This is a genomic window from Pseudomonas sp. EGD-AK9 (genome assembly GCF_000465935.2).
In the GTDB taxonomy this organism is placed as follows: Bacteria; Pseudomonadota; Gammaproteobacteria; order Pseudomonadales; family Pseudomonadaceae; genus Aquipseudomonas.
The window spans coordinates 1-22,231 of sequence record NZ_AVOF01000118.1 but is presented as its reverse complement, the minus strand read 5'-3'; the positions used below and the strand labels follow the sequence as shown (position 1 = coordinate 22,231).

Annotated in this window: 23 protein-coding genes; 6 read left to right on the top strand and 17 right to left on the bottom strand. The window is 66.7% G+C overall.

Going from position 1 to position 22,231, the window contains the following annotated elements; all coding sequences use genetic code 11:
* Positions 1 to 98 precede the first annotated feature (98 nt).
* From N878_RS06575 to fnr, 3 genes are all read right to left on the bottom strand, one after another.
* Complete coding sequence (locus N878_RS06575) at positions 99 to 917, bottom strand: ion transporter (protein ID WP_021442870.1); 819 nt, start codon at positions 915 to 917, stop codon at positions 99 to 101.
* A 92-nt stretch (positions 918 to 1,009) separates the two neighbouring features.
* Positions 1,010 to 1,558 (bottom strand): adenine phosphoribosyltransferase, encoded by a 549-nt coding sequence (locus N878_RS06570; RefSeq protein WP_021442869.1) that lies wholly within the window; start codon positions 1,556 to 1,558, stop codon positions 1,010 to 1,012.
* Positions 1,559 to 1,602: 44 nt separating this feature from the next.
* Positions 1,603 to 2,337 carry a fumarate/nitrate reduction transcriptional regulator Fnr gene (gene fnr, locus N878_RS06565; protein ID WP_021442868.1) on the bottom strand — a complete coding sequence of 245 codons (735 nt, stop codon included), beginning with the start codon at positions 2,335 to 2,337 and terminating at the stop codon, positions 1,603 to 1,605.
* Positions 2,338 to 2,491: 154 nt separating this feature from the next.
* Here fnr and N878_RS06560 point away from each other — a divergent pair, with 154 nt between their 5' ends.
* The gene (locus tag N878_RS06560; protein WP_021442867.1) at positions 2,492 to 2,935 is read left to right on the top strand and encodes a hypothetical protein; all 444 of its coding nucleotides are present in this window, start codon (positions 2,492 to 2,494) and stop codon (positions 2,933 to 2,935) included.
* A 42-nt stretch (positions 2,936 to 2,977) separates the two neighbouring features.
* On the opposite strand, the gene hemN is transcribed toward N878_RS06560, so the two are convergent.
* The 14 genes from hemN to ccoN (N878_RS06490) all read right to left on the bottom strand — a co-directional run bounded on the left by hemN (position 2,978) and on the right by ccoN (N878_RS06490) (position 16,759).
* Entirely contained in the window at positions 2,978 to 4,360 is a 1,383-nt protein-coding gene (gene hemN / locus N878_RS06555) for an oxygen-independent coproporphyrinogen III oxidase (protein ID WP_021442866.1), read from the bottom strand.
* Between the two features lie 186 nt (positions 4,361 to 4,546).
* Positions 4,547 to 5,230 carry a sulfite exporter TauE/SafE family protein gene (locus tag N878_RS06550; protein ID WP_021442865.1) on the bottom strand — a complete coding sequence of 228 codons (684 nt, stop codon included), beginning with the start codon at positions 5,228 to 5,230 and terminating at the stop codon, positions 4,547 to 4,549.
* Positions 5,223 to 5,429 (bottom strand): cbb3-type cytochrome oxidase assembly protein CcoS, encoded by a 207-nt coding sequence (ccoS, locus tag N878_RS06545; protein ID WP_021442864.1) that lies wholly within the window; start codon positions 5,427 to 5,429, stop codon positions 5,223 to 5,225. Before ccoS ends, N878_RS06550 begins: the two co-directional genes overlap by 8 nt.
* A 75-nt stretch (positions 5,430 to 5,504) precedes the next feature.
* Positions 5,505 to 7,913, bottom strand: a complete 2,409-nt coding sequence (locus N878_RS06540; protein WP_031302836.1) for a heavy metal translocating P-type ATPase — start codon at positions 7,911 to 7,913, stop codon at positions 5,505 to 5,507.
* 8 nt (positions 7,914 to 7,921) lie between these two features.
* Positions 7,922 to 8,440: a FixH family protein gene (locus N878_RS06535; RefSeq protein WP_021442862.1), complete on the bottom strand. Its 519-nt coding sequence runs from the start codon at positions 8,438 to 8,440 to the stop codon at positions 7,922 to 7,924.
* 13 nt (positions 8,441 to 8,453) lie between these two features.
* Positions 8,454 to 9,866, bottom strand: a complete 1,413-nt coding sequence (ccoG, locus tag N878_RS06530; RefSeq protein ID WP_021442861.1) for a cytochrome c oxidase accessory protein CcoG — start codon at positions 9,864 to 9,866, stop codon at positions 8,454 to 8,456.
* 161 nt (positions 9,867 to 10,027) lie between these two features.
* A complete protein-coding gene (gene ccoP / locus N878_RS06525; RefSeq protein WP_021442860.1) occupies positions 10,028 to 11,023 on the bottom strand; it encodes a cytochrome-c oxidase, cbb3-type subunit III in 996 nt (331 codons plus the stop codon).
* Positions 11,020 to 11,202, bottom strand: coding sequence for a CcoQ/FixQ family Cbb3-type cytochrome c oxidase assembly chaperone (locus N878_RS06520; protein ID WP_021442859.1), 183 nt, complete (start codon positions 11,200 to 11,202; stop codon positions 11,020 to 11,022). Before N878_RS06520 ends, ccoP (N878_RS06525) begins: the two co-directional genes overlap by 4 nt.
* Before the next feature lie 6 nt (positions 11,203 to 11,208).
* Positions 11,209 to 11,817: a cytochrome-c oxidase, cbb3-type subunit II gene (ccoO, locus tag N878_RS06515; RefSeq protein ID WP_021442858.1), complete on the bottom strand. Its 609-nt coding sequence runs from the start codon at positions 11,815 to 11,817 to the stop codon at positions 11,209 to 11,211.
* Positions 11,817 to 13,259 carry a cytochrome-c oxidase, cbb3-type subunit I gene (gene ccoN, locus N878_RS06510; RefSeq protein ID WP_031302835.1) on the bottom strand — a complete coding sequence of 481 codons (1,443 nt, stop codon included), beginning with the start codon at positions 13,257 to 13,259 and terminating at the stop codon, positions 11,817 to 11,819. The genes ccoO (N878_RS06515) and ccoN (N878_RS06510) overlap by 1 nt, the downstream gene beginning before the upstream one ends.
* Positions 13,260 to 13,603: 344 nt before the next feature.
* A complete protein-coding gene (gene ccoP / locus N878_RS06505; protein ID WP_021442856.1) occupies positions 13,604 to 14,530 on the bottom strand; it encodes a cytochrome-c oxidase, cbb3-type subunit III in 927 nt (308 codons plus the stop codon).
* Complete coding sequence (locus N878_RS06500) at positions 14,527 to 14,706, bottom strand: CcoQ/FixQ family Cbb3-type cytochrome c oxidase assembly chaperone (protein WP_021442855.1); 180 nt, start codon at positions 14,704 to 14,706, stop codon at positions 14,527 to 14,529. Before N878_RS06500 ends, ccoP (N878_RS06505) begins: the two co-directional genes overlap by 4 nt.
* A 5-nt stretch (positions 14,707 to 14,711) precedes the next feature.
* Positions 14,712 to 15,320, bottom strand: coding sequence for a cytochrome-c oxidase, cbb3-type subunit II (gene ccoO / locus N878_RS06495; protein WP_021442854.1), 609 nt, complete (start codon positions 15,318 to 15,320; stop codon positions 14,712 to 14,714).
* Complete coding sequence (gene ccoN / locus N878_RS06490) at positions 15,320 to 16,759, bottom strand: cytochrome-c oxidase, cbb3-type subunit I (RefSeq protein WP_021442853.1); 1,440 nt, start codon at positions 16,757 to 16,759, stop codon at positions 15,320 to 15,322. The genes ccoO (N878_RS06495) and ccoN (N878_RS06490) overlap by 1 nt, the downstream gene beginning before the upstream one ends.
* A gap of 101 nt (positions 16,760 to 16,860) precedes the next feature.
* On the opposite strand from ccoN (N878_RS06490), the gene N878_RS06485 reads away from it, so the two are divergent.
* The 5 genes from N878_RS06485 to N878_RS06465 all read left to right on the top strand — a co-directional run.
* Complete coding sequence (locus tag N878_RS06485) at positions 16,861 to 17,550, top strand: alpha/beta family hydrolase (RefSeq protein WP_021442852.1); 690 nt, start codon at positions 16,861 to 16,863, stop codon at positions 17,548 to 17,550.
* 443 nt (positions 17,551 to 17,993) lie between these two features.
* Positions 17,994 to 19,403, top strand: coding sequence for a circularly permuted type 2 ATP-grasp protein (locus N878_RS06480; protein WP_021442851.1), 1,410 nt, complete (start codon positions 17,994 to 17,996; stop codon positions 19,401 to 19,403).
* Positions 19,404 to 19,405: 2 nt separating this feature from the next.
* A complete protein-coding gene (locus N878_RS06475; RefSeq protein ID WP_021442850.1) occupies positions 19,406 to 20,356 on the top strand; it encodes an alpha-E domain-containing protein in 951 nt (316 codons plus the stop codon).
* The gene (locus N878_RS06470) at positions 20,353 to 21,150 is read left to right on the top strand and encodes a transglutaminase family protein (RefSeq protein WP_021442849.1); all 798 of its coding nucleotides are present in this window, start codon (positions 20,353 to 20,355) and stop codon (positions 21,148 to 21,150) included. Before N878_RS06475 ends, N878_RS06470 begins: the two co-directional genes overlap by 4 nt.
* Positions 21,151 to 21,268: 118 nt before the next feature.
* Positions 21,269 to 22,231, top strand: a 963-nt coding sequence (locus N878_RS06465) for an insulinase family protein (RefSeq protein WP_021442848.1), incomplete at its 3' end; no start/stop codon positions are given.

Genomic DNA, 22,231 nt, shown 5'->3' with positions numbered 1-22,231 from the left:
CCGGACGCCGCCAACTTAAGGCGGGTCGTGTCGGACAGGCGCGAGGGACTGAAGGAGCCAGGGCGGGGCAATCCGCCCTGGTCGAGGTGAGCGCGGGGTTAGCGGCTCTGGCGGCGCAGCTCGGCGATTTCGCTGCGCAGCGCCCTGAGCTCGTCGAGGATGGCCTGCTCGCGGGCCTCCGCGGCCTGTTCCTCGGCGCTGGGCTCGTGGGTGCTCTGCATGGCGTTGACGATCACCGCGATGAACAGGTTGAGCATCATGAAGGTGGCGATGAGGATGTAGGGCACGAAGAACAGCCAGGCCAGCGGATAGGCCTCCATCACCGGACGCACGATGCCCATCGACCAGCTCTCCAGGGTCATCACCTGGAACAGGGTGTAGAGGCTGGCGCCGATGTTACCGAACCACTCGGGGAAGCTCTGGCCGAACAGCTGGGTGGCCATTACCGCGGCGACGTAGAAGATCAGCCCCATCAGCATGACGATGCTGCCCATGCCCGGCAGCGAGGCGAGCAGCGCCTGCACCACCTTGCGCATGCTCGGGTTGATCGAGATCAGGCGCAGCACGCGCAACACGCGCAGGGCGCGCAGCACGGCGAAGGGGCCGCTGGCCGGTACCAGGGCGATGCCCACCACCAGGCAATCGAACACCGCCCAGGGATCGCGCAGCAGGCCGGGGCCGCGGGCGGCGAAGCGCAGCGCCAGCTCGATGACGAAGCAGGCGAGGATGATGGCGTCCAGGGTCAGCAGCGGCCGGCCCCAGTCGGCCATGATCGCCGGCGAGGTCTGCAGGCCGAGAATGGCGGCGTTGATCACGATCAGCAGGGTGACCAGGCGCTGCACGGCCAGGCCGTCCATCAGCTGGCCCAGGCGCTGGCGCCAGTCGGCGGGGGATTGCTTCAGTTCGAGTTCGTTCATGATTACTTCAGTGGATATCGGTGGTCCGGATGCCGTCCGGGATGGGGCGCACGCCTTTCCCGGGTGCCATCCGGGCTACGCGCGGCAACTGCTCAACGATCGTCGAGGGCGAAGGCGGTCAGGCAGAAGGTGGGGATGCCGATGTCCTGCAGCTTCTGCGAGCCGCCCAGTTCCGGCAGGTCGATGATCGCCGCGGCTTCATGGATGCTGGCGCCCATGCGTCGCACCAGCTTGGCGGCGGCCAGCAGGGTGCCGCCGGTGGCGATCAGGTCATCGAAGATCAGCACCGAGTCGCCCTCGCAGAGGCTGTCGGCATGCACCTCGAGGAAGGCTTCGCCGTATTCGGTCTGGTAGCCCTCGCTGAGCACGTCGGCCGGCAGCTTGCCCTGCTTGCGGAACAGCACCAGCGGCTTGTTCAGTTCGTAGGCGATGATCGAGCCGATCAGGAAGCCGCGCGCGTCCATGGCGCCGATATGGCTGAACTCGGCCTCCACGTAACGCTGGATGAAACTGTCGGCGACCATGCGCAGGGCGCGCGGCGACTGGAACAGCGGGGTGATGTCGCGGAAGATCACCCCCGGCTTGGGAAAGTCCGGCACCGGGCGGATCAGGGTCTTGATGCTGAATTCGTCGAAAATCATCGCGGGTTCCTGAAAGGCGCTGCGCCCACGACTCGCGGGCGAGCTCAGACGTCGAGGTTGCCGCCGGCCAGGGCGCACAGCTCGATGGGGTCGAGAATGTGCACTTCCTTGCCTTCGGCTTCGAGCAGCTTGTTCTGTTGGAAGCGGGTAAATACGCGAGACACCGTCTCCACCGCAAGGCCCAAATAGTTACCAATTTCGTTGCGCGACATGGCCAGGCGGAACTGGTTGGCGGAGAAGCCGCGGGCACGGAAACGCGCGGAGAGGTTGACCAGGAAGGTGGCGATGCGTTCGTCGGCGGTCTTCTTCGATAGCAACAGCATCATCTGCTGATCGTCGCGGATCTCCCGGCTCATGACGCGCATCAGCTGGCGGCGCAGCTGCGGCAGCTGCAGGGCCAGGTCGTCGAGGCGCTCGAAGGGGATCTCGCACACCGAGGTGGTCTCCAGCGCCTGGGCCGAGACCGGGTAGCGCTCGCCGTCGACGCCGGACAGGCCGACCAGCTCGCTGGGCAGGTGGAAGCCGGTGATCTGCTCCTCGCCGGCGTCGCTCAGGCTGAAGGTCTTCAGTGCGCCGGAGCGCACGGCGAACACCGAGCCGAAGGCATCGCCCTGGCGGAACAGGAATTCGCCCTTCTTCAGCGGGCGGCCGCGCTTGACGATCTCGTCCAGCGCGTCCATGTCTTCCAGGTTCAGCGAGATCGGCAGGCACAGGCTGGCCAGGCTGCAATCCTTGCAATGGGCTTGATGCTGCGCACGCAGCTTGATGCTCTCGGACATCGTTGGGCTTCCTGGGTAAACACGCAATGTTCGTAAGGGTACAGCAGGGGGCGGATGCCGGCCAGTCGTAGCAAGGTCTGACCATCCGCTCAAGTTCGTCGCCAGGCGGCCGACCCAGACAGTGGAACCTTAGTTCAACGCAGGGAGCAGCGCGATGCGCATCGAATCCGGCGCTCCGCTGGCTAATCTGGTCCGCGGCGTGCAGCGACAAAATAGCGCAGGCGAGCGCAGTCCCGAGGAGGTGCGCGAGGGCCTGCGCATCAGCCTCTCCGAGCTGGGCAGGAGCCTGTCGGCCAAGGCCGGCAAGAACCAGGACATCGACGACAGCGGGCTACCCGACAGCATCAAGCAGCTGCTGAAGATGATCCGCGAGCTGAAGGCGCAGATCGCCGAGAAGCAGGCGCAGATCGAGGCGATCATGCGCGATCAGAGCCTCGATGCGGAAACCAAGCGCCAGCAGCTTGAAGGGCTGCAGACCGAGCTGGCGTCGCTCAATAGCGCCTTGAGTGCGGCCAATGCCAACCTGATCAAGCTGATGCGCGAGAACGGCCTCAGCGACGAGCAGATGATGACGGCCGCCAGCCTGGCGATGGCCTAGCCCTGATCGCCGGCAAGCCGGCTGCTACCGGCGCGGCGGCCGTCAGATCACCCGCGAGAAGCGCTGGCGCACCTGGTCGTTGAGGTAGCGGTCGAACAGCATGCACAGCGAACGTACCAGCAGGCGGCCGGCGGGCAACACTTCGAGGCGCTCGGCGTCGAGTCGGATCAGGCCGTCGCGGGCCAGTTGCTGCAGCTCCGGCCAGAGCGCGGCGAAGTAGTCGCGAAAGACCAGGCCGTGGGCCTGCTCGATGGCGGCGAAATCCAGCTGGAAATGACAGATCAGCTGCTGGATCACCGCGCGGCGCACGCGGTCGTCGGCGTTGCAGTGCAGGCCGCGGCGGGTGGCCAGTTGGCCGTTGCCGAGGCTCTGCTGGTAGCTGGCGATGTCGCTGTCGTTCTGGCTGTAAAGGTCGCCGATCTGGCTGATGGCCGACACCCCCAGGCCGATCAGGTCGCAATGACCGTGGGTGGTGTAGCCCTGGAAGTTGCGCTGCAGGGTGCCTTCCTCCTGGGCCACGGCCAGCTCGTCATCGGGCAGGGCGAAGTGGTCCATGCCGATGTAGCGGTAGCCGGCGCGGGTCAGCTGCTCGATGCTGGCCTGCAGCATCTCCAGTTTCTGCGCCGGGCTGGGCAGGTCGTCGGCGCTGATGCGCCGCTGCGGCATGAAGCGCTCGGGTAGATGGGCGTAGTTGAACAGCGACAGGCGATCCGGCTGCAGGGCGATCACCTCGGCGACGGTACGGGCGAAGCGCTCGGGGGTCTGCTTGGGCAGGCCGTAGATCAGGTCGATGTTCACCGAGCGGAACTGCAGGGTGCGCGCTGCCTCGACTATGGCGCGGGTCTCCTCCAGGGTCTGCAGGCGGTTGACCGCGCGCTGCACCTCGGGGTCGAGGTCCTGCACGCCGAGGCTGACGCGGTTGAAGCCCAGCTCGCGCAGCAGGCCCATGGTCGACCAGTCGGCCTCGCGCGGGTCGATCTCGATGCTGTAGTCGCCGGAGTCGTCGTCCAGCAGGTGGAAGTGCTGGCGCAGGTGCTGCATCAGCCGGCGCAGTTCGTCGTGATTGAGGAAGGTCGGGGTGCCGCCGCCGAAGTGCAGCTGCTCGATCACCTGGCCCCGGTCCAGGTAGCGGCTGATGATCTCGATCTCGCGTTCGAGCTTCTCCAGATAGGGCAGGGCGCGGCCGCGGTCCTTGGTGATCACCTTGTTGCAGGCGCAGTAGTAGCAGATGTGCGCGCAGAACGGGATGTGCAGGTACAGCGACAGCGGGCGCTTGCCCTTGCGGCTGTCGCGCAGGGCGTGCAGCAGGTCGAAGGGGCCGATGTCGTCGTGGAACTGCACGGCGGTCGGATAGGAGGTGTAGCGCGGGCCGGCCAGATCGTAGCGGCGGATCAGGTCGGCGTCCCACTGGATGGCGTCGAGCATGGAAAAAATCCTGGAAAGGCAGTGGGGCCAGTCTAGGGAGTGCGGCGGCGGCGGCTGTTGATCTGAGTCAGGTCGCCGTGTGTTCGCCTGGCGCGCGCGTTACATGTGCCGGCGCGGCTGTAGGTTGGCGCTGAGCGCAGCGAAGCCCAACGGAGGGTAGCGGGCGGCGGCGTTGGATATGGCGTCTCAGTGCCCCATCAGCCAGTGCTGGTGCGGGCCGGGCAGGGTCCAGAGGCCGAACAGGATGACCAGCAGGCCTCCGGTCATGCGAATGCCGCGCTGGCGCAGCAGGGCGGTGACGCGTTCGGCGGCGAGGCCAGTGGCCAGCAGCATCGGCCAGGTGCCCAGGCCGAAGGCCAGCATCAGCACGGCGCTGTCGACCGCGTTGCCCTGGCTGGAGGCCCACAGCAGGGTACTGTAGACCAGCCCGCAGGGCAGCCAGCCCCACAGCCCGCCCAGCACCAGGGCGCGCGGCAGGCTGGTGACCGGCATAAAGCGCCGGGTCAGCGGTTGAATTTGGCGCCACAGGCCGCGGCCGAGCGCCTCGATACGGGTCAGGCCGCTCCACCAGCCGGCCAGGTACAGGCCCATGGCGATCAGCAGCAAGGCCGCCAGGGTGCGCATCACCACTTCGCCGGCGCTGCCGGCAATGGCCCAGCCGGCCAGACCGAGGAGCAGGCCGGCGGCGGCATAGCTGAGGATGCGACCGAGGTTGTAGGCCAGCAGCAGGCGCAGGCGGCGGCCGCGCTGCTCGGCCGGGATGGCCAGGGTCAGCGCGCCCATCAGGCCGCCGCACATGCCCAGGCAGTGGCCGCCGCCGAGCAGGCCGAGAATCAGCGCCGACAGCAGCAGCGGCGCCAGCTCAAGCATCGGGCTTGTCCTGCTTGTTCTGGCTTTCGGCCTGCTCGACGCCGGCCTTGTGCAGCGGGTCTTCGTCGTCGAACAGGATGCTGTGTGCCGGGCCGTCGAGGTCATCGTACTGGCCGCTGTCCACCGCCCAGAAGAACAGCCAGATGGCGAAGCCGACCAGGGCGATGGCGACGGGAATCAGGATGTAGAGGGCGGACATGCTGTCTCCATGGTGGGCATCTGGGTAGGCGCGAGCGCTGCTCGCGAACCGCTTGGTCGCGAGCAGCGCTCGCGCCTAGGTGTTCGGGGTGCGGCTCAGGCGCAGCGCGTTGAGTACCACCAGCAGCGAGCTGAGCGACATGCCCACGGCGGCCCAGATCGGCGTGATCCAGCCCAGCGCGGCGAAGGGCAGCACCAGGCCATTGTACAGAGTCGCCCAGGACAGGTTCTCGATGATGATGCGCCGCGTGCGCCGGGCAAGCTTCAGCCCTTCCACCAGACTGCTCAGGCGGTTGGACAGCAGCACCGCATCGGCGCTGGTTTTGGCCAGGTCGGACGCTGAACCCATGGCCACGCTGATATCGGCGGCGGCCAGCACCGGCACGTCGTTGACCCCGTCGCCCAGCATCAGCACGCGGCGACCCTCGCCGTGCAACTGCTTGAGCACCGCCAGCTTGGCATCCGGGGTCAGGCCGCCGCGCGCGTCCTCGATACCGAGCTGGCGCGCCACTTCGCCGACCATCGGCGAGCTGTCGCCGGACAGCAGGTGGATGTGCCAGCCCCGGGTGCGTGCCGCGGCGATCAGCTGCGCGGCGTCGTCGCGCAGGCGGTCGTCGAGGACGAACCAGGCCAGCGGCCCTTGCTCGTCGCCCAGCAGCAGCCATTGGCCGTGCTCGCCGGCAATCGACGGCACGGCTTGGCCGCTCAGGGCGCAGACGAAAGTCGCTTCGCCGATACGCAGCAGGCGGCCTTCGACACGGCCCTGCAGGCCCTGGCCGGGATGGCTGTCGACGGATTCCGCGGCGTGCGGCGCCTGGCCGAAGGCGCGGGCGATGGGATGCTCGGAGCGATTCTCCAGCGCTGCGGCGAGCGCCAGGCAGGCGCCTTCGTCGAGTTCGCGCAACGGGTGGATGGCCTTGAGCGTCAGGCGTCCTTCGGTGAGGGTGCCGGTCTTGTCCAGTACCAGGGTGTCGATCTGGTTGAGGCCTTCGAGCACATGGCCGCGGGTCAGCAGCATGCCCAGTTTGTGCAGGCTGCCGGTGGCGGTGGTCAAGGCGGTGGGGGTGGCCAGCGCCAGCGCGCAGGGGCAGGTGGCCACCAGCAGCGAGAGCACCACCCAGAAGGCGCGCTCGGCATCGATCTGCCACCAGGCCAGGCCGACCAGCGCCGCGGCGATCAGGATAAACAGCAGGAACCACTGCGCCACCCGGTCGGCGATCTCCGCCAGGCGCGGCTTCTCGCTCTGTGCCCGCTCCAGCAGGCGGACGATGGCCGACAGGCGGGTGGCGTCGCCCAGGGCCTGCACCTCGACGGTCAGCGGCCCTTCGACGTTGAGCGTGCCGGCGGTGACGCTGTCGCCGACGCTGCGCGGCTGTGGCAGGTATTCGCCGGTGAGCAGCGACTCGTCGACGCTGGACTGGCCGGCCAGCACGCGGCCGTCGGCGGGAATCAGTGCGCCGGGCTGGACCAGCACGCGTTCACCGGTCTGCAGTTCGCTGAGCAGCACGCGCTGGCTCTGGCCGCCTTGGTCCAGACGCAGGCAGGAGGCCGGCAGCAGCTTGACCAGCTGCGCGGTGGCCGCCGCCGTGCGTTCGCGGGCGCGCCGCTCCAGATAACGGCCGGCCAGCAGGAACAGGGCGAACATGCCCACCGCATCGAAGTACAGCTCGCCCTGGCCGGTGACGGTGGACCAGATGCCGGCGACGTAGGCGCCGCCGATGGCCAGCGACACCGAGACGTCCATGGTCAGGTGGCGGGTGCGCAGGTCGCGCAGGGCGCCGCGGAAGAACTGGCCGCAGCAGTAGAAGACGATGGGGGTGGTGAGGAACAGGCTGGTCCAGCGCAGGATCTTGTCCAGCTCTGGCGACAGGTCGATGTTGAATTCCGGCCAGGTGGCCATGGTCGCCATCATCACCTGCATCCACAGCAGCCCGGCCACGCCCAGCTCGCGCATGCTGCGGCGGTTCTCCGCGGCCAGGCGCGCGGCGGCCTGGTCGGCCTGCCAGGGGTGGCCGGCATAGCCGATGCGGCGCAGCTCGGCGAGCAGCTGGCTGAGCGGCAGCTGGCTGTCGCTCCAGCGCACCTGCAGGCGGTGGTTGGACAGGTTCAGGTGCGCCTCGGCGACCCCGGGCACGCCGCGCAGGTGTTTCTCGATCAGCCAGCCGCAGGCGGCGCAGCTGATGCCTTCGATCAGCAGCTGGGTCTCGCTCAGCTCGCCGTCCTGCTGAACGAAGGGCTGCTGCACCTCGCTGCGGTCGTACAGCGCCAGTTCGTCCGGAAGGGCCTGGGGCAGCGCCTGCGGATTGGCGGCGTTCTCGCTGCGGTGCTTGTAGTAGTGCTCCAGGCCGCCGGCGACTATGGCCTCGGCCACCGCCTGGCAGCCGGGGCAGCACATTTCACGGCTTTGGCCGAGCACCTCGGCACGATAACGGCTGCCGGCGGGAACCGGCAGGCCGCAGTGGTAGCAGGGAGTAGGGGCGGGCATCGGCAGGGTCAGTAGGAAGGGTTGTCACCGATCATGATGGTCTGGCCATCGGCGATGTTCTCTTCCTCGAACAGGCGCCAGCTCTGGCTGCCTTCCTGGCCGAGCAGTTCGACGAAGCGGCGGCCACTGACTTGGTCGACCATCTGTCCACGGTACTGGCCATCGGCGCCGGGTTGCAGGATGACGCGGCGATCGCGCTCCGGCTGGGTCGGCGAGATCAGGTTGAGGACGATCTGCTGCGGCCGGCTGTTGCCTTGCAGGCTCAGGGTCGCGGTGCCGGTGCTGTCGTCGAGCACCAGCTCGCCGTGCAGCTGCAGGCGCTCGGCCAGTTTCTCGCGCTCCAGCGACTGGTTGATGCCCTTGCCGACGTCGTAGTAGTCGTCGGAGATCAGCCCCGGCGGATTCTTGGTGGCGATGGTGAGCAGGGTCAGACCCTGCACCACCGAATAGCCCAGCAAGAACAGGATGAACCAGGGCCAGAACTGCTTGTACCAGGGTTTGACAGGCGAAGGGGTTTGCTCGGACATGCTCTTTCCGTTGTCAGCGGACGCTCGGGCCGATAAAGCGGCTGTCGGCGTCGTTCTCGATACTGGGGTCGTCCAGCGCGCGCACGCGGAAGACGATTTCGTTGGCGCTGGAGGGCAGTTTCTCCGGGGCGATGGACAGCTCCACCGGGAAGGCATACACCTCGCCGGCCAGCGCCCGCACCTCGCGCTTGCCCTCGTAGACCAGGCCGTCGAGGCCTTCGGCCTCGACCAGGTAGGTCATGTCGCGCTGCGCCTTGTTCATGATCTTCAGGGTGTAGACGTTCTCGATGTGGCCGCGCTCGTTCTCGCGGAACAGCACGCGGTCCTTGATCACGTCCAGCTCCACCAGCGGGCGAGTGGCCACGGCCCAGGCGAACAGGCCGATCATCGCCAGCAGCGCGACGGCGTAGCCTATCAGGCGCGGGCGCAGCAGGTGGGTCTTGTGCCCGGAAAGATTGTGTTCGGTTGTGTAGCTGATCAGCCCCTTGGGGTAGTTCATCTTCTCCATGATGCTGTCGCAGGCGTCGATGCAGGCGGCGCAGCCGATGCACTCGATCTGCAGGCCGTCGCGGATGTCGATGCCGGTGGGGCAGACCTGCACGCACATCTTGCAGTCGATGCAGTCGCCCAGGCCCTGGGCCTTGTAGTCGGCGTCCTTCTTGCGCGGGCCGCGACTCTCGCCGCGGCGCGGGTCGTAGGAAACGATCAGGGTGTCCTGGTCGAACATCACGCTCTGGAAGCGCGCGTAGGGGCACATGTAGATGCACACCTGCTCGCGCAGCCAGCCGGCGTTGCCGTAGGTGGCCAGGGTAAAGAAGCCGACCCAGAACACCGCCCAGCCGTTGGCCTGGAAGGTCAGCAGTTCGGGGATCAGTTCGCGGATCGGCGCGAAGTAGCCGACGAAGGTCAGCGCGGTGAGCAGCGAGACGCCGAGCCATATGCCGTGCTTGGCGGCCTTGCGGGCCAGCTTGGCGCCGCTCATGGGTTGTTTGTCCAGCTTCATGCGCTGGTTGCGGTCGCCCTCGGTGACCTTCTCCGCCCACATGAACACCCAGGTCCACACGCTCTGCGGGCAGGTGTAGCCGCACCAGACGCGGCCGGCGAACACGGTGATGAAGAACAGGCCGAAGGCGCAGATGATCAGCAGCCAGGACAGCAGCATGAAATCCTGCGGCCAGTAGGTGGCGCCGAAGATGTGGAATTTGCGTTCCGGCAGGTTCCACCAGACGGCCTGGCGACCATCCCAGTTCAGCCACACGGTACCGAAGAACAGCAGGAAGAGGAGGGCGCCACCAGCGAGTCGAAGGTTGCGAAACAGACCGGTGAATGCGCGGGTGTAGATCTTCTCGCGACTGGCGTAGAGGTCGACGCTGGCATTCTTGGCAGAAGGAGGGGTGACGTCCTGGACGGGGATCTGTTCGCTCATCAATGCATACCAAAGCGGTTGGTTGGCAGCCCGGGCCGATACGTGCCGGTCAGGGTCAATTCACGGTAGCTACATGGTACGCCCGAAAGACAACGCCCGGGTGCGACCAGCGGTCGCGTCCCGGGCGTTCATTGACCCTTGTCAACAGAGTCGTTCTGCGATTACTGCTCTTCGGCCTTGTGCGACAGGCTGTACACGTAAGCGGCCAGCAGGTGCACCTTGTCGTTGCCGAGGAATTCTTCCTGGGCCGGCATGTTGCCGTGACGACCGTAGCGGATGCTCTGCTGCAGTTGTGCATAGCTGCTGCCGTAGATGAAGGCTGCCGGGTTGGTCAGGTTGGGCGCGCCCATGGCCGGGGTGCCCTTGCCGTCGGCGCCGTGGCAGGCGAAGCAGGTACCGGCGAAGACCTTCTGGCCCGCTGCGATATCGGCTTCCACGCCTTCCGGCAGTTCACGACCAGCCAGTTCGGTCAACACGTAGGCGGCGACGTTGCGCACGCCGTCTTCGCCGATGGCCGGGCCCTGGGCCGGCATGGCGCCCTGGCGGCCAGCGAGGATGGTGGTCTTGATGGTTTCCGGCTCGCCGCCCCAGCGCCATTCGCTGTCGGTCAGGTTGGGGAAACCGTAGCTGCCCTTGGCGTCGGAGCCGTGGCAGACCGAGCAGTTGGAGGCGAACAGGCGACCGCCCATTTTCAGGGCTTGTTCGTCCTTGGCCACTTCCTCGATCGGCATGGCGGCATATTTGGCGAACAGCGGGCCGTATTGCTCGTCGGCGCGCGCCATTTCCTTTTCCCACTGGTGCACGCCGGTCCAGCCGGTGTGACGCATGGAGCCGTCGGCGATCTGTACGCCAGCGGCGAAGGGGGTCTGCTTGTCGCTGTCGACGTAGTCGTAGCCCGGCAGCACGCCTTTCCAGTTGCCCAGGCCCGGATACAGGGCCAGGTAGCCCAGGGCGAAGACGATGGTGGCGACGAACAGCATGAACCACCACTTGGGCAGCGGGTTGTCATACTCCTCGATGCCGTCGAAGGCATGGCCGACGGTTTCCTCGGTGGTCTCCTGGCGCTGGCCCTTGCGGGTGCCGAAGATCAGCCAGGTCAGGGCGAAGATGGTGCCCAGAGACAGAATGGTTACGTACCAACTCCAGAACGTGGTCATTGGTTATTGCTCCTGGAAGAGTCTTGGTCGCGCTTGGACTCGGGCTCGTCGGCGAAGGGCAGGTTGGCAGCCTCGTCGAAGCTGGACTTGCGCTTGCTGCTGTAGGCCCAGAGCACCACGCCGATGAAGGCGATGAACACCACCGCCGTGCCGATGCCGCGAATCATCCCGATGTCCATAGCGTTTTACCGTTTGTTCTTGATGGAAGTGCCGAGAACCTGCAGGTACGCGACCAGCGCGTCCATTTCGGTCTTGCCTTTCACCGCATCCTTGGCGCCGGCGATGTCCTCGTCGCTGTAGGGGATGCCGAAGCCACGCATGACTTCCATCTTCTTCGCGGTGTCGCGGCCGTCGAGCTTGTTCTCCACCAGCCAGGGGTAGGCGGGCATCTTCGACTCGGGCACGACGTTGCGCGGGTTGTACAGGTGGGCGCGGTGCCACTCGTCTGAGTAGCGGCCGCCGACGCGGGCCAGGTCCGGGCCGGTACGCTTGGAGCCCCACAGGAAGGGGTGATCCCAAACGCTTTCGCCAGCGACGGAGTAGTGGCCGTAGCGCTCGGTCTCGGCGCGGAACGGACGGATCATCTGCGAGTGGCAGCCGACGCAGCCTTCCTTGATGTAGATATCGCGACCTTCCAGCTGCAGCGCGGTGTAGGGCTTGAGGCCCTCCACCGGCTCGTTGGTGACGTCCTGGAAGAACAGCGGGACGATCTGGGTCAGGCCGCCGATGCTGACGGCGATCACCATCAGCAGCGCCATCAGGCCGATATTCTTCTCGATGATTTCGTGTTTCATCAGTGAGCGCTCCCCGCGGTGAACTGCGCAGCCGCTTCGTATTCAGCCGGCTTGGCGGCACGCACGGTGCGGTAGGTGTTGTAGGCCATCAACAGCATGCCGGTGACGAAGAAGGCGCCGCCGATCATGCGCACGATGTAGCCGGGGTGGCTGGCTTCCAGCGCTTCGACGAAGGAGTAGGTGAGGGTGCCGTCCTCGTTCACCGCGCGCCACATCAGGCCCTGGGTGATGCCGTTGACCCACATCGAGGCGATGTACAGCACGGTGCCGATGGTGGCGAGCCAGAAGTGGGCGTTGATCAGGCCGACGCTGTGCATCTGCTCGCGGCCGAACACCTTCGGGATCAGGTGATAGAGCGAGCCGATGGAGATCATCGCGACCCAGCCGAGCGCGCCGGCGTGGACGTGGCCGATGGTCCAGTCGGTGTAGTGCGACAGGGCGTTGACGGTCTTGATCGCCATCATCGGGCCTTCGAAGGTCGACATGCCGTAGAACGCCAGGGAAACGACCAGGAAGCGCAGGATCGGGTCGGTGCGCAGCTTATGCCAGGCGCCGGACAGGCTCATCATGCCGTTGATCATGCCGCCCCAGCTCGGTGCCAGCAGAATCACCGACATGGCCATGCCCAGGGACTGGGCCCAGTCCGGCAGCGCGGTGTAGTGCAGGTGGTGCGGACCGGCCCAGATGTACAGGGTGATCAGCGCCCAGAAGTGCACGATGGACAGGCGGTAGGAGTAGATCGGACGCTCGGCCTGCTTGGGTACGAAGTAGTACATCATGCCGAGGAAGCCGGTGGTCAGGAAGAAGCCCACGGCGTTGTGGCCGTACCACCACTGGATCATCGCGTCGGTGGCGCCGGCGTACATGGAGTACGACTTGAACAGGCTGACCGGCATTTCCATGCTGTTGACGATGTGCAGCATGGCGGTGACCAGGATGAAGGCGCCGAAGAACCAGTTGCCCACATAGATGTGCTTGGTCCGACGCTTGACGATGGTGCCGAAGAACACCACCAGGTAGGTCACCCAGACCACGCCCAGGAGGATGTCGATCGGCCACTCCAGCTCGGCGTATTCCTTGGAGCTGGTGTAGCCCATGGGCAGGGTGATCACGGCGAGCACGATCACCGCTTGCCAACCCCAGAAGGTGAAGGCAGCCAGACCGTCGGAGATCAGGCGCGCCTGGCAGGTGCGCTGAACCACGTAGTACGAGGTGGCGAACAGTGCGCATCCGCCGAAGGCGAAGATCACCGCGTTGGTGTGCAGCGGGCGCAGACGGCCGAAGCTGGTCCACGGAAGGTTCAGGTTGAGTTCCGGCCACACGAGTTGTGCGGCGATGAACACACCTAGACCCATCCCAATGACCCCCCAGATCACCGTCATAATGGCGAACTGGCGGACCACCTTATAGTTATAAGCAGTCTGACTGATTGCTGTGCTCATGCTAGGGGTTCCACGGTTAATGGAGTTTTATGGGGCAAAAATCGGCGGCAAGTATGGAGAAAGCAGGTAGCCATTGCAACGCAACATACCGACGCGATTAGGGTTTCAGAGCCTTTCGCGTGCCTTGGCCGGGGCCTTGGTAGTGGCGTTGGCAGACTTTTGCGCAACCAGTTTGCGCGGCGCTAAGAAGGGATCGCCTTGGAGTTGTGGCAGATGGCGACTGAAAGGCAGCTTAGCCCAGTTCAAGGGAATTGCCGGGCTATTGGTCGGCGGGTGCGACACTGGGTCGCAGACATATAAAGGAAGGGCCGGCGACCCGTTTGCAGTCGCCGGCAGGCTGAGGGTTACTCGGCGTCGCCCTGGCTCAGCTTGAGCACGTAGGCGGCCAGCAGGTGGGCCTTGTCGTTGCCGAGGAAGTCTTCCTGGGCGGGCATGTTGCCGCTGCGGCCGTAGCGGATGGTCTGCTGCAGTTGGGCGAAGCTGCTGCCGTAGATAAAGGCGCCGGGCTGACGCAGGTTGGGCGCGCCCATCAGCGCCATGCCGCTGCCGTCCTGGCCATGGCACGCCGAGCAGGTGCTGGCGAAGATCTGCTGGCCGGCGGCGATGTCGGCCTGCGCATCGTCCGGCAGCTCGCGGCCGCCCAGCTCGCTGAGGACGTAGGCGGCGACGTTGCGCACGCCGTCCTCGCCGATGGCCGGACCTTGCGCCGGCATCATGCCGATGCGGCCCTTGAGGATGCTGGTCTTGATCGTCTCCGCCGCGCCGCCCCAGCGCCAGCTGCCGTCGGCCAGGTTGGGGAAGCCGTAGCTGCCCTTGGCGTCGGAGCCGTGGCAGACCGAGCAGTTGGAGGCGAACAGGCGGCCGCCCATCTTCAGCGCCTGCTCGTCCTTGGCTACTTCCTCGATGGGCATGGAGGCGAACTTGGCGAAGATCGGCCCGTACTCCTCGTCGGCGCGGTCCATCTCGCGCTGCCACTGGGTGACCTGGGTCCAGCCGCCTTCGTAGCCCGGCAGCCAGCCCCTGAAGTTGCCCAGGCCGGGGTAGAGCAGCAGGTAGGCGATGGAGAACAGCAGGGTGCCGAGGAACAGCATGAACCACCACTTGGGCAGCGGGTTGTCGTACTCCTCGATGCCGTCGAAGGCATGGCCCATGGTCTGCTCGGTGGGGTTCTTGTGCACCTCGCTCTTGCGGGTGGCGAAGATCAGCCAGAACAGGGCGACCAGGGTGCCGATGGTCAGCAGGGTGATGTACCAGCTCCAGAAGGGGGTCATGCGTCAGTCCTCGAAACGGCGGGCTTGGCTTCGTCGGCGAAGGGCAGGTTGGCCGCAGCGGCGAAGGCGTCGCGGCGTTTGCCGCTGTAGGCCCAGAGGGTCACGGCGGTGAAGGCGATCAGTACCAGGGCGGTGCCCAGACCGCGCAGGGTGCCGACATCGATCAGCTCGAACATGGCGTTCACCTCCTGTTCTTCACGGCGGTGCCGAGCACCTGGAGATAGGCGACCAGGGCGTCCATCTCGCTCTTGCCTTTCACTGCCTCGCCAGCGCCGGCGATATCCGCGTCGCTGTATGGCACGCCGAGCATGCGCAGGGCACTCATCTTCCTGGCGGTGTCCTGGCCGTCGAGCTTGTTCTCCACCAGCCAGGGGTAGGACGGCATCTTCGACTCGGGCACGACGTTGCGCGGGTTGTACAGGTGAGCGCGGTGCCACTCGTCCGAGTAGCGGCCGCCGACGCGGGCCAGGTCCGGGCCGGTACGCTTGGAGCCCCACAGGAAGGGGTGATCCCAAACGCTTTCGCCAGCGACGGAGTAGTGGCCGTAGCGCTCGGTCTCGGCGCGGAACGGACGGATCATCTGCGAATGGCAGCCGACGCAGCCTTCCTTGATGTAGATATCGCGACCTTCCAGCTGCAGCGCGGTGTAGGGCTTGAGGCCCTCCACCGGCTCGTTGGTGACGTCCTGGAAGAACAGCGGGACGATCTGCGTCAGGCCGCCGATGCTCACCGCGAGGATCATCACCAGGGCCATCAGGCCGATGTTCTTCTCGAGAATCTCGTGTTTCATCAGTGCGCTCCTTCAACCGAGAACTGCGCGGCGGCTTGCACCTCGGCCGGTTTCGCCGCGCGCACGGTCAGCCAGGTGTTCCAGGCCATCAGCAGCATGCCGACGAAGAAGATGGCGCCGCCGATCACCCGCACCACGAAGCCGGGGTGGCTGGCTTCCAGCGCCTCGACGAAGGAGTAGGTGAGGGTGCCGTCCTCGTTCACCGCGCGCCACATCAGGCCCTGGGTGATGCCGTTGACCCACATCGAGGCGATGTACAGCACGGTGCCGATGGTAGCGAGCCAGAAGTGGGCGTTGATCAGGCCGACGCTGTGCATCTGCTCGCGGCCGAACACCTTGGGAATCAGGTGATAGAGCGAGCCGATCGACACCATGGCGACCCAGCCGAGCGCGCCGGCGTGGACGTGGCCGATGGTCCAGTCGGTGTAGTGCGACAGGGCGTTGACGGTCTTGATCGCCATCATCGGGCCTTCGAAGGTGCTCATGCCGTAGAAGGCCAGCGACACCACCAGAAAACGCAGGATCGGATCGGTGCGCAGCTTATGCCAGGCCCCGGAGAGGGTCATCATGCCGTTGATCATGCCGCCCCAGCTGGGCGCCAGGAGGATCAGCGACATCACCATGCCGAGGCTCTGCGCCCAGTCCGGCAGGGCGGTGTAGTGCAGGTGGTGCGGGCCGGCCCAGATGTACACCGCGATCAGCGCCCAGAAGTGGACGATGGACAGGCGGTAGGAGTAGACCGGGCGTTCGGCCTGCTTGGGCACGAAGTAATACATCATCCCGAGGAAGCCGGCAGTGAGGAAGAAGCCCACGGCGTTGTGCCCGTACCACCACTGGATCATCGCGTCGGTGGCGCCGGCGTACAGCGAGTAGGACTTGGTCAGGGTCACCGGAATCTCCAGGTTGTTGACCACGTGCAGGATCGCCACGGTGAGGATGAAACCGCCGAAGAACCAGTTGCCCACGTAGATGTGGCTGACCTTGCGCTTGACGATGGTGCCGAAGAAGACGATGGCGTAGGCGATCCAGACCACCGTGATGAGGAGGTCGATCGGCCATTCCAGTTCGGCGTATTCCTTGGAGCTGGTCCAGCCCAGCGGCAGGCTGATGGCGGCCAGGACGATTACCAGTTGCCAGCCCCAGAAGGTGAAGGCGGCCAGCTTGGGCGCGAACAGCGCGGCCTGGCTGGTGCGCTGCACCGCGTAGTAGCTGGTGGCGAACAGCGCGCAGCCGCCGAAGGCGAAGATCACCGCGTTGGTGTGCAGCGGCCGCAGGCGGCCGAAGCTGGTCCACGGCAGGTTGAAGTTGAGGTCGGGCCAGGCCAGCTGGGCGGCGATGAAAACGCCGAGTCCCATGCCGACGATGCCCCAAACCACCGTCATAATGGCGAACTGGCGAACCACCCTGTAGTTGTAGGCGGAACGGGTTGTTGTGTTCATGTCTGGGTTTCCATCCACGGTTATGGCAGAGCGGCCGATAACCCTGGCGTGCGCAGGCATGAGCAAGCCACGACCGCCACGGATATCGACGCGAGGCAAGCATGAGCAAAGGGCCATCCGGGTTTATTGACGCCGATCAATGCGCGCAGGGGCTGCCCTGGCTGTGGGACAGGCCGGCGGGCGAGGCGCGCGCGACGCTGATCCTCGCCCACGGCGCCGGGGCGCCGATGGACAGCGAATTCATGCAGCGCATGGCCCAAGGCCTGGCGGCGCGCGGGGTTGCGGTGCTGCGCTTCGAGTTCGCCTACATGGCCGCGCGGCGTGTGGACGGCAAGCAACGCCCACCCAATCCACAGGCGCAACTGCTGCAGCAATGGCGCGATGTGCATGCCCGGGTGCGCCAACAGGTCGCAGGGCCGCTGGCCATCGGCGGCAAGTCGATGGGCGGGCGCATGGCCAGTCTGCTGGCCGACGAACTGGGCGCCGACGCCCTGGTCTGCCTGGGCTATCCCTTCTACGCCGCCGGCAAGCCGGAAAAACCGCGGGTCGCGCACCTGGCCGAGCTGCGCACCAAGACGCTGATCGTGCAGGGCGAGCGCGACGCCCTGGGCAATCGTGAGGCGGTGGCCGGCTATGCCCTGGCGCCGGCGATCCGCCTGCACTGGCTGACGGCAGCCGACCACGACCTAAAGCCGCTGAAAAGCTCGGGCTGCAGTCATGAGCAGCACCTGGCCGACGCGGCGCAGGCGGTGGCGGACTTTCTTGCCGGGGCGTCGCAGCCGCGGCTTTAGTTGCGAAAGAGGCAGCCTGGTGGAGCGCCGCGCGTACCAGCCATAGCGGCTAACCGGGCAAAAAAAACCGCCCATAGGGGCGGTGCAGAACATCGGTCGAAGACTTCGACCAGGAGAGAGGGCGTGCGCAGCTGGCCTTGCGTGGCCTGGCGCAAGTCGCCTGGGCCGAACCGCCGCAGTCAATCGGCTCCGGCTCGGCGGCGACAACTGCCGGCGAGTATGGGCAGTGCGCCGGCTGCGGGGAAATCGCTTCTGCCTATCTGCCTCATAGACAAGGCAGCTGCCACCTAACGGGGCGGCGTGCGACCCGTGGGTCACGGCGTTGCACCTCGTTGGTGCGCAGGGCTCGGGTTTTTTTATCAAACCATTGAAATAAAAGGAATTACTGCGCTGGCTCGGGCCTTGCAAAGCTCCCCGCAAGTCCGGGTGACAAGGAGTACGGCATGGCCCGCACCTTTTATGACGAGATGTACGACGCGAGCGGCGCAGTCCGCCCGCACTACCGTGAATTTGCCCGCTGGCTGGCAGAGACGCCGGACGAACTGCTGGCCCAGCGCCGCCGCGAAGCCGACCTGCTGTTCCACCGCGCCGGCATCACCTTCACCCTCTATGGCGACGATCAGGGCACCGAGCGCCTGATCCCCTTCGACATCGTCCCGCGCAGCATTCCGATGAGCGAATGGCGCATGGTCGAGCGCGGCTGCATCCAGCGCGTGCAGGCGCTCAACCTGTTCCTCGCCGACCTCTACCACGACCAGCGCATCATCAAGGCCGGCATCATCCCGGCCGAGCAGGTGCTGGCCAACGAGGGCTATCAGATGGCCATGCAGGGCCTCGACCTGCACCGCGACATCTACGCGCACATCGCCGGGGTCGACCTGGTGCGCGACGGCGACGGCAGCTACTACGTGCTGGAAGACAACCTGCGCACCCCCAGCGGCGTCAGCTACATGCTCGAAGACCGCAAGATGATGATGCGCCTGTTCCCCGAGCTGTTCGCCGCGCAGCGCGTGGCGCCGGTGGACCATTACCCGAACCTGCTGCTCGACACCCTGAAGAGCTCCAGTGCGCTGGACAACCCCACGGTGGTGGTGCTGACCCCGGGGCGCTTCAACAGCGCCTACTTCGAGCACGCCTTCCTCGCCCGCGAGATGGGCGTGGAGCTGGTGGAGGGCGCCGACCTGTTCGTCCGCGACGACAAGGTGTACATGCGCACCACCGCCGGTGCGCGCCAGGTCGACGTGATCTACCGCCGCCTCGACGACGCCTTCCTCGACCCGCTGGCCTTCAACCCCGACTCCATGCTCGGCGTGCCCGGCCTGCTGGCCGCCTACCGCTCGCGCAACGTGGTGCTGGCCAACGCCATCGGCACCGGGGTGGCGGACGACAAGTCGGTCTACCCCTTCGTCGGCGACATGATCCGCTTCTACCTGGACGAGGAACCCATCCTGAACAACGTGCCGACCTGGCAGTGCCGCAAGCCGGAGGAACTGTCCCACGTGCTGGCCCACCTGCCCGAGCTGGTGGTCAAGGAAACCCAGGGCTCCGGCGGCTACGGCATGCTGGTCGGGCCGGCGGCGAGCAAGGCCGAGATCGAGGCCTTCCGCGCGCGGCTGATGGCCAAGCCCGAGGCCTACATCGCCCAGCCGACGCTGAGCTTGTCGACCTGCCCGACCTTCGTCGAGCGCGGCATCGCCCCGCGCCATATCGACCTGCGCCCCTTCGTCCTGTCCGGGCGCGAAACCCGCCTGGTGCCCGGCGGCCTGACCCGCGTGGCGCTGCGCGAAGGCTCGCTGGTGGTCAACTCGTCGCAGGGCGGCGGTACCAAGGACACCTGGGTGGTGGAGGACTGAACATGCTGTCGAGAACTGCCTCCGATCTGTACTGGATGTCGCGCTACCTGGAGCGCGCCGAGAACCTCGCGCGCATGCTCGACGTCAGCTACTCGCTGTCGCTGATGCCGCAGGACGGCCGCGGCGACGGCCTCGATGAACTGGCCATGCCGCTGCTGATCACCGGCACCCTGGACGCCTACCTGGAATGTCACGGCCCGCTGCACGCCGAGCGCATGCTGCATTTCTTCGCCCTCGACGCGAGCAACCCGGCGAGCATCTACTGCTGCCTGCAGGCCGCGCGGGCCAACGCCCATGCGGTGCGCGGGCGAATCACCGCGGACATGTGGGAAAACATCAACGCCACCTGGCTGGAGATGCGCGGCATCGCCGAGCAGGGCCTGGGCCGCTACGGCATCAGCCGCTTCTGCGAGTGGGTCAAGGAGCGTTCGCACCTGTTTCGCGGCGCCACCTTCGGCACCATCATGCGCGGCGAGGCCTACCGCTTCATCCGCCTGGGCACTTTCATCGAACGCGCCGACAACACCCTGCGCCTGCTCGATGCGCGCTACGAGATGCTCGGCGAGGAGATCGACGAGCTGGAAGAACGCACCGCGCGCAGCTACTACCAATGGAATGCGCTGCTGCGTGCGCTGTCGTCGTCCGAGGCCTTCGCCGAGATCTACCGCGGCTCGCCGCGCACGCGCAAGGTCGCCGAACTGCTGCTGCTGCGCCCCGAGGTGCCGCGGTCGCTGCGCGCCTGCATGGAGGAACTCAACCTGATGCTCGCCGGCCTGCCCGGCGACAACGGCCGCTCGGCGCAGCGCCTGGCCGCCGAGCTGGATGCGCGGCTGCGCTACACCGGCATCGACGAAGTGCTCGGCGAAGGCCTGCACGCCTGGCTCACCGACTTCATCCTGTTGGTGCGCCAGCTGGGCAACACCATCCACACGTCCTACCTGGAGGTCGCATGAGACTCTCGATCAGCCACGACACCACCTATCGCTACGACGACCAGGTGCGCGCGAGCATCCAGTACCTGCGCCTGACCCCGCACGACAGCGAGCGCCAGCAGGTGCTCAGCTGGCAGCTCGACCTGCCGCGCCCGGTGCGTGCGCAGCTCGACCCCTACGGCAATATCCTCCATGTGCTGACCCTCGACGAGCCACACGAGGCCATCGTCATCGGCGCCCGCGGCCAGGTCGATATCGACGAGGCACGCGAGGCCGAACACGAACGCCAGTCGGCGCTGCCCTTCCTGCGGTTCACCCGCCTGACCGAGGCCGACGACGCCCTGCGCGAGTTCGCCAGCCAGCAGAGCAAGGCGCGCAGCGACCGCAACGCGCTGATCGAGCTGATGCACGCGCTCAACGCCCATATCGCCTACCAGCCGGGGATCACCGCGGTCGACACCAGCGCCGCCGAAGCCTTCGCCGGGCGCCGCGGCGTGTGCCAGGACCACACCCATGCCTTCCTCGCCTGTGCGCGCAGCCTGGGCGTGCCGGCGCGCTACGTGTCCGGCTACCTGTACACCGACAACGCCGCGCACCTGGCCAGCCACGCCTGGGCCGAAGCCTGGCTGGACGGCGCCTGGTACAGCTTCGACGTGACCAACTGCCTGGCCAAGCCGGAGCGCCACCTCAAGCTGGCGGTCGGCCTGGATTACCTCGACGCCTGCCCGGTACGCGGCATGCGCCGCGGCGGTGGCGGCGAACAGATGCACGCCCTGGTGCAGGTGGCGCCGCTGCTGCAGGTGCAGCAGCAGTAGCCGCGTTGCGCGCTGGCTCGCCCCTACGACCAAAGTGCCGGTCGGGCCGGGCGAAAGCAGCATTGCCGGCGCCTCGCGCCGGGGTGACTCTGGGCGCAGACTGCCCCGAGTAGCTGCGATGCATGGCGTTTCACCTTCTTTCTCTGCCGGCCGCCACCGCCTGCGCCTGAGCAATGGCGCCACGCTGGACGTGGCGCAGCAGCCCTGGGCCGAGCGGGCCGGCATCTGCCTGCGGGTGGCGGCGGGCAGTCACGACGAGCCGGTCGCCTATCCGGGGCTGGCGCATTTTCTCGAGCACCTGCTGTTTCTCGGCAGCCGCGACTACGGCCCCGAACAGGGGCTGATGGCCTATGCCCAGGGCTGCGGCGGCCAGGTCAACGCCTCGACCCAGGCGCGCCATACCGATTTCCTCTGCGAGCTGCCGGCCGAGCGCCTGCAGCCGGCGCTGGCGCGCCTGTTCGACATGCTGTGCCGGCCGCTGCTGGACAGCGCCGCGCAGCTGCGCGAGCGCGAGGTGCTGCAGGCCGAATACCAGGCGCGCAGCGCCGACGCCGACAGCCGCATCGATCACGCCCTGGGCCAGGCGCTGGCGGCGGAGCACCGCTGCGGCTACTTCCTCGCCGGCGATCGCGCCAGCCTGGCCGTCGAGCAGGCCGCCTTTCAGCAGGCGCTGCACGGCTATCACCGGCGCCATTACCAGGCCGGCAACATGCGCCTGACGCTGGTCGGGCCGCAGCCGCCGGAAGACTTGCTGGCCATCGGTGAGGCCCTGCTGGCGCAGTTGCCCGTTGCCGACTCGACGACCATCGGCGAATCCCCGCCGCCCATGCTGCCGCTGCGGGCACCGCGCCTGGGTCTGCAGCAGCGCGCCGCAGCGCTGCACCTGGGCTTTGCCGTGCAACTGAGCGAACCCGGCCTGGCGTCGGCGCTGGCGCTGCTGCTGGACGTGCTGCAGGACCCGGCGCCTGGCGGGCTGCTTGCCGGCTTGCGCCAGGCGCAGCTGTGCCGGCAGTTGCGGGCGCGAGTGCTGTACTGCCACGCCGGGCAGTGCTTGCTGCGCCTGGACTGCACCGCAGCGGCG

Bases quoted from the DNA above. Each gene is read 5' to 3' on its own strand.
- N878_RS06520 (WP_021442859.1), bottom strand. From the start codon at position 11,202: ATGGACATCGGGATGATTCGCGGCATCGGCACGGCGGTGGTGTTCATC.
- N878_RS06500 (WP_021442855.1), bottom strand. From the start codon at position 14,706: ATGTTCGAGCTGATCGATGTCGGCACCCTGCGCGGTCTGGGCACCGCC.
- ccoO (WP_021442854.1), bottom strand. From the start codon at position 15,320: ATGAAACACGAGATTCTCGAGAAGAACATCGGCCTGATGGCCCTGGTG.
- N878_RS06480 (WP_021442851.1), top strand. From the start codon at position 17,994: ATGGCCCGCACCTTTTATGACGAGATGTACGACGCGAGCGGCGCAGTC.
- ccoO (WP_021442858.1), bottom strand. From the start codon at position 11,817: ATGAAACACGAAATCATCGAGAAGAATATCGGCCTGATGGCGCTGCTG.
- N878_RS06485 (WP_021442852.1), top strand. From the start codon at position 16,861: ATGAGCAAAGGGCCATCCGGGTTTATTGACGCCGATCAATGCGCGCAG.
- N878_RS06535 (WP_021442862.1), bottom strand. From the start codon at position 8,440: ATGTCCGAGCAAACCCCTTCGCCTGTCAAACCCTGGTACAAGCAGTTC.
- N878_RS06575 (WP_021442870.1), bottom strand. From the start codon at position 917: ATGAACGAACTCGAACTGAAGCAATCCCCCGCCGACTGGCGCCAGCGC.
- N878_RS06570 (WP_021442869.1), bottom strand. From the start codon at position 1,558: ATGATTTTCGACGAATTCAGCATCAAGACCCTGATCCGCCCGGTGCCG.
- N878_RS06550 (WP_021442865.1), bottom strand. From the start codon at position 5,230: ATGCTTGAGCTGGCGCCGCTGCTGCTGTCGGCGCTGATTCTCGGCCTG.
- N878_RS06540 (WP_031302836.1), bottom strand. From the start codon at position 7,913: ATGCCCGCCCCTACTCCCTGCTACCACTGCGGCCTGCCGGTTCCCGCC.
- ccoP (WP_021442860.1), bottom strand. From the start codon at position 11,023: ATGACCACGTTCTGGAGTTGGTACGTAACCATTCTGTCTCTGGGCACC.
- N878_RS06560 (WP_021442867.1), top strand. From the start codon at position 2,492: ATGCGCATCGAATCCGGCGCTCCGCTGGCTAATCTGGTCCGCGGCGTG.
- ccoG (WP_021442861.1), bottom strand. From the start codon at position 9,866: ATGAGCGAACAGATCCCCGTCCAGGACGTCACCCCTCCTTCTGCCAAG.
- N878_RS06470 (WP_021442849.1), top strand. From the start codon at position 20,353: ATGAGACTCTCGATCAGCCACGACACCACCTATCGCTACGACGACCAG.
- ccoS (WP_021442864.1), bottom strand. From the start codon at position 5,429: ATGTCCGCCCTCTACATCCTGATTCCCGTCGCCATCGCCCTGGTCGGC.
- N878_RS06475 (WP_021442850.1), top strand. From the start codon at position 19,406: ATGCTGTCGAGAACTGCCTCCGATCTGTACTGGATGTCGCGCTACCTG.
- hemN (WP_021442866.1), bottom strand. From the start codon at position 4,360: ATGCTCGACGCCATCCAGTGGGACGCCGACCTGATCCGCCGCTACGAT.
- fnr (WP_021442868.1), bottom strand. From the start codon at position 2,337: ATGTCCGAGAGCATCAAGCTGCGTGCGCAGCATCAAGCCCATTGCAAG.
- ccoN (WP_031302835.1), bottom strand. From the start codon at position 13,259: ATGAGCACAGCAATCAGTCAGACTGCTTATAACTATAAGGTGGTCCGC.
- ccoP (WP_021442856.1), bottom strand. From the start codon at position 14,530: ATGACCCCCTTCTGGAGCTGGTACATCACCCTGCTGACCATCGGCACC.
- ccoN (WP_021442853.1), bottom strand. From the start codon at position 16,759: ATGAACACAACAACCCGTTCCGCCTACAACTACAGGGTGGTTCGCCAG.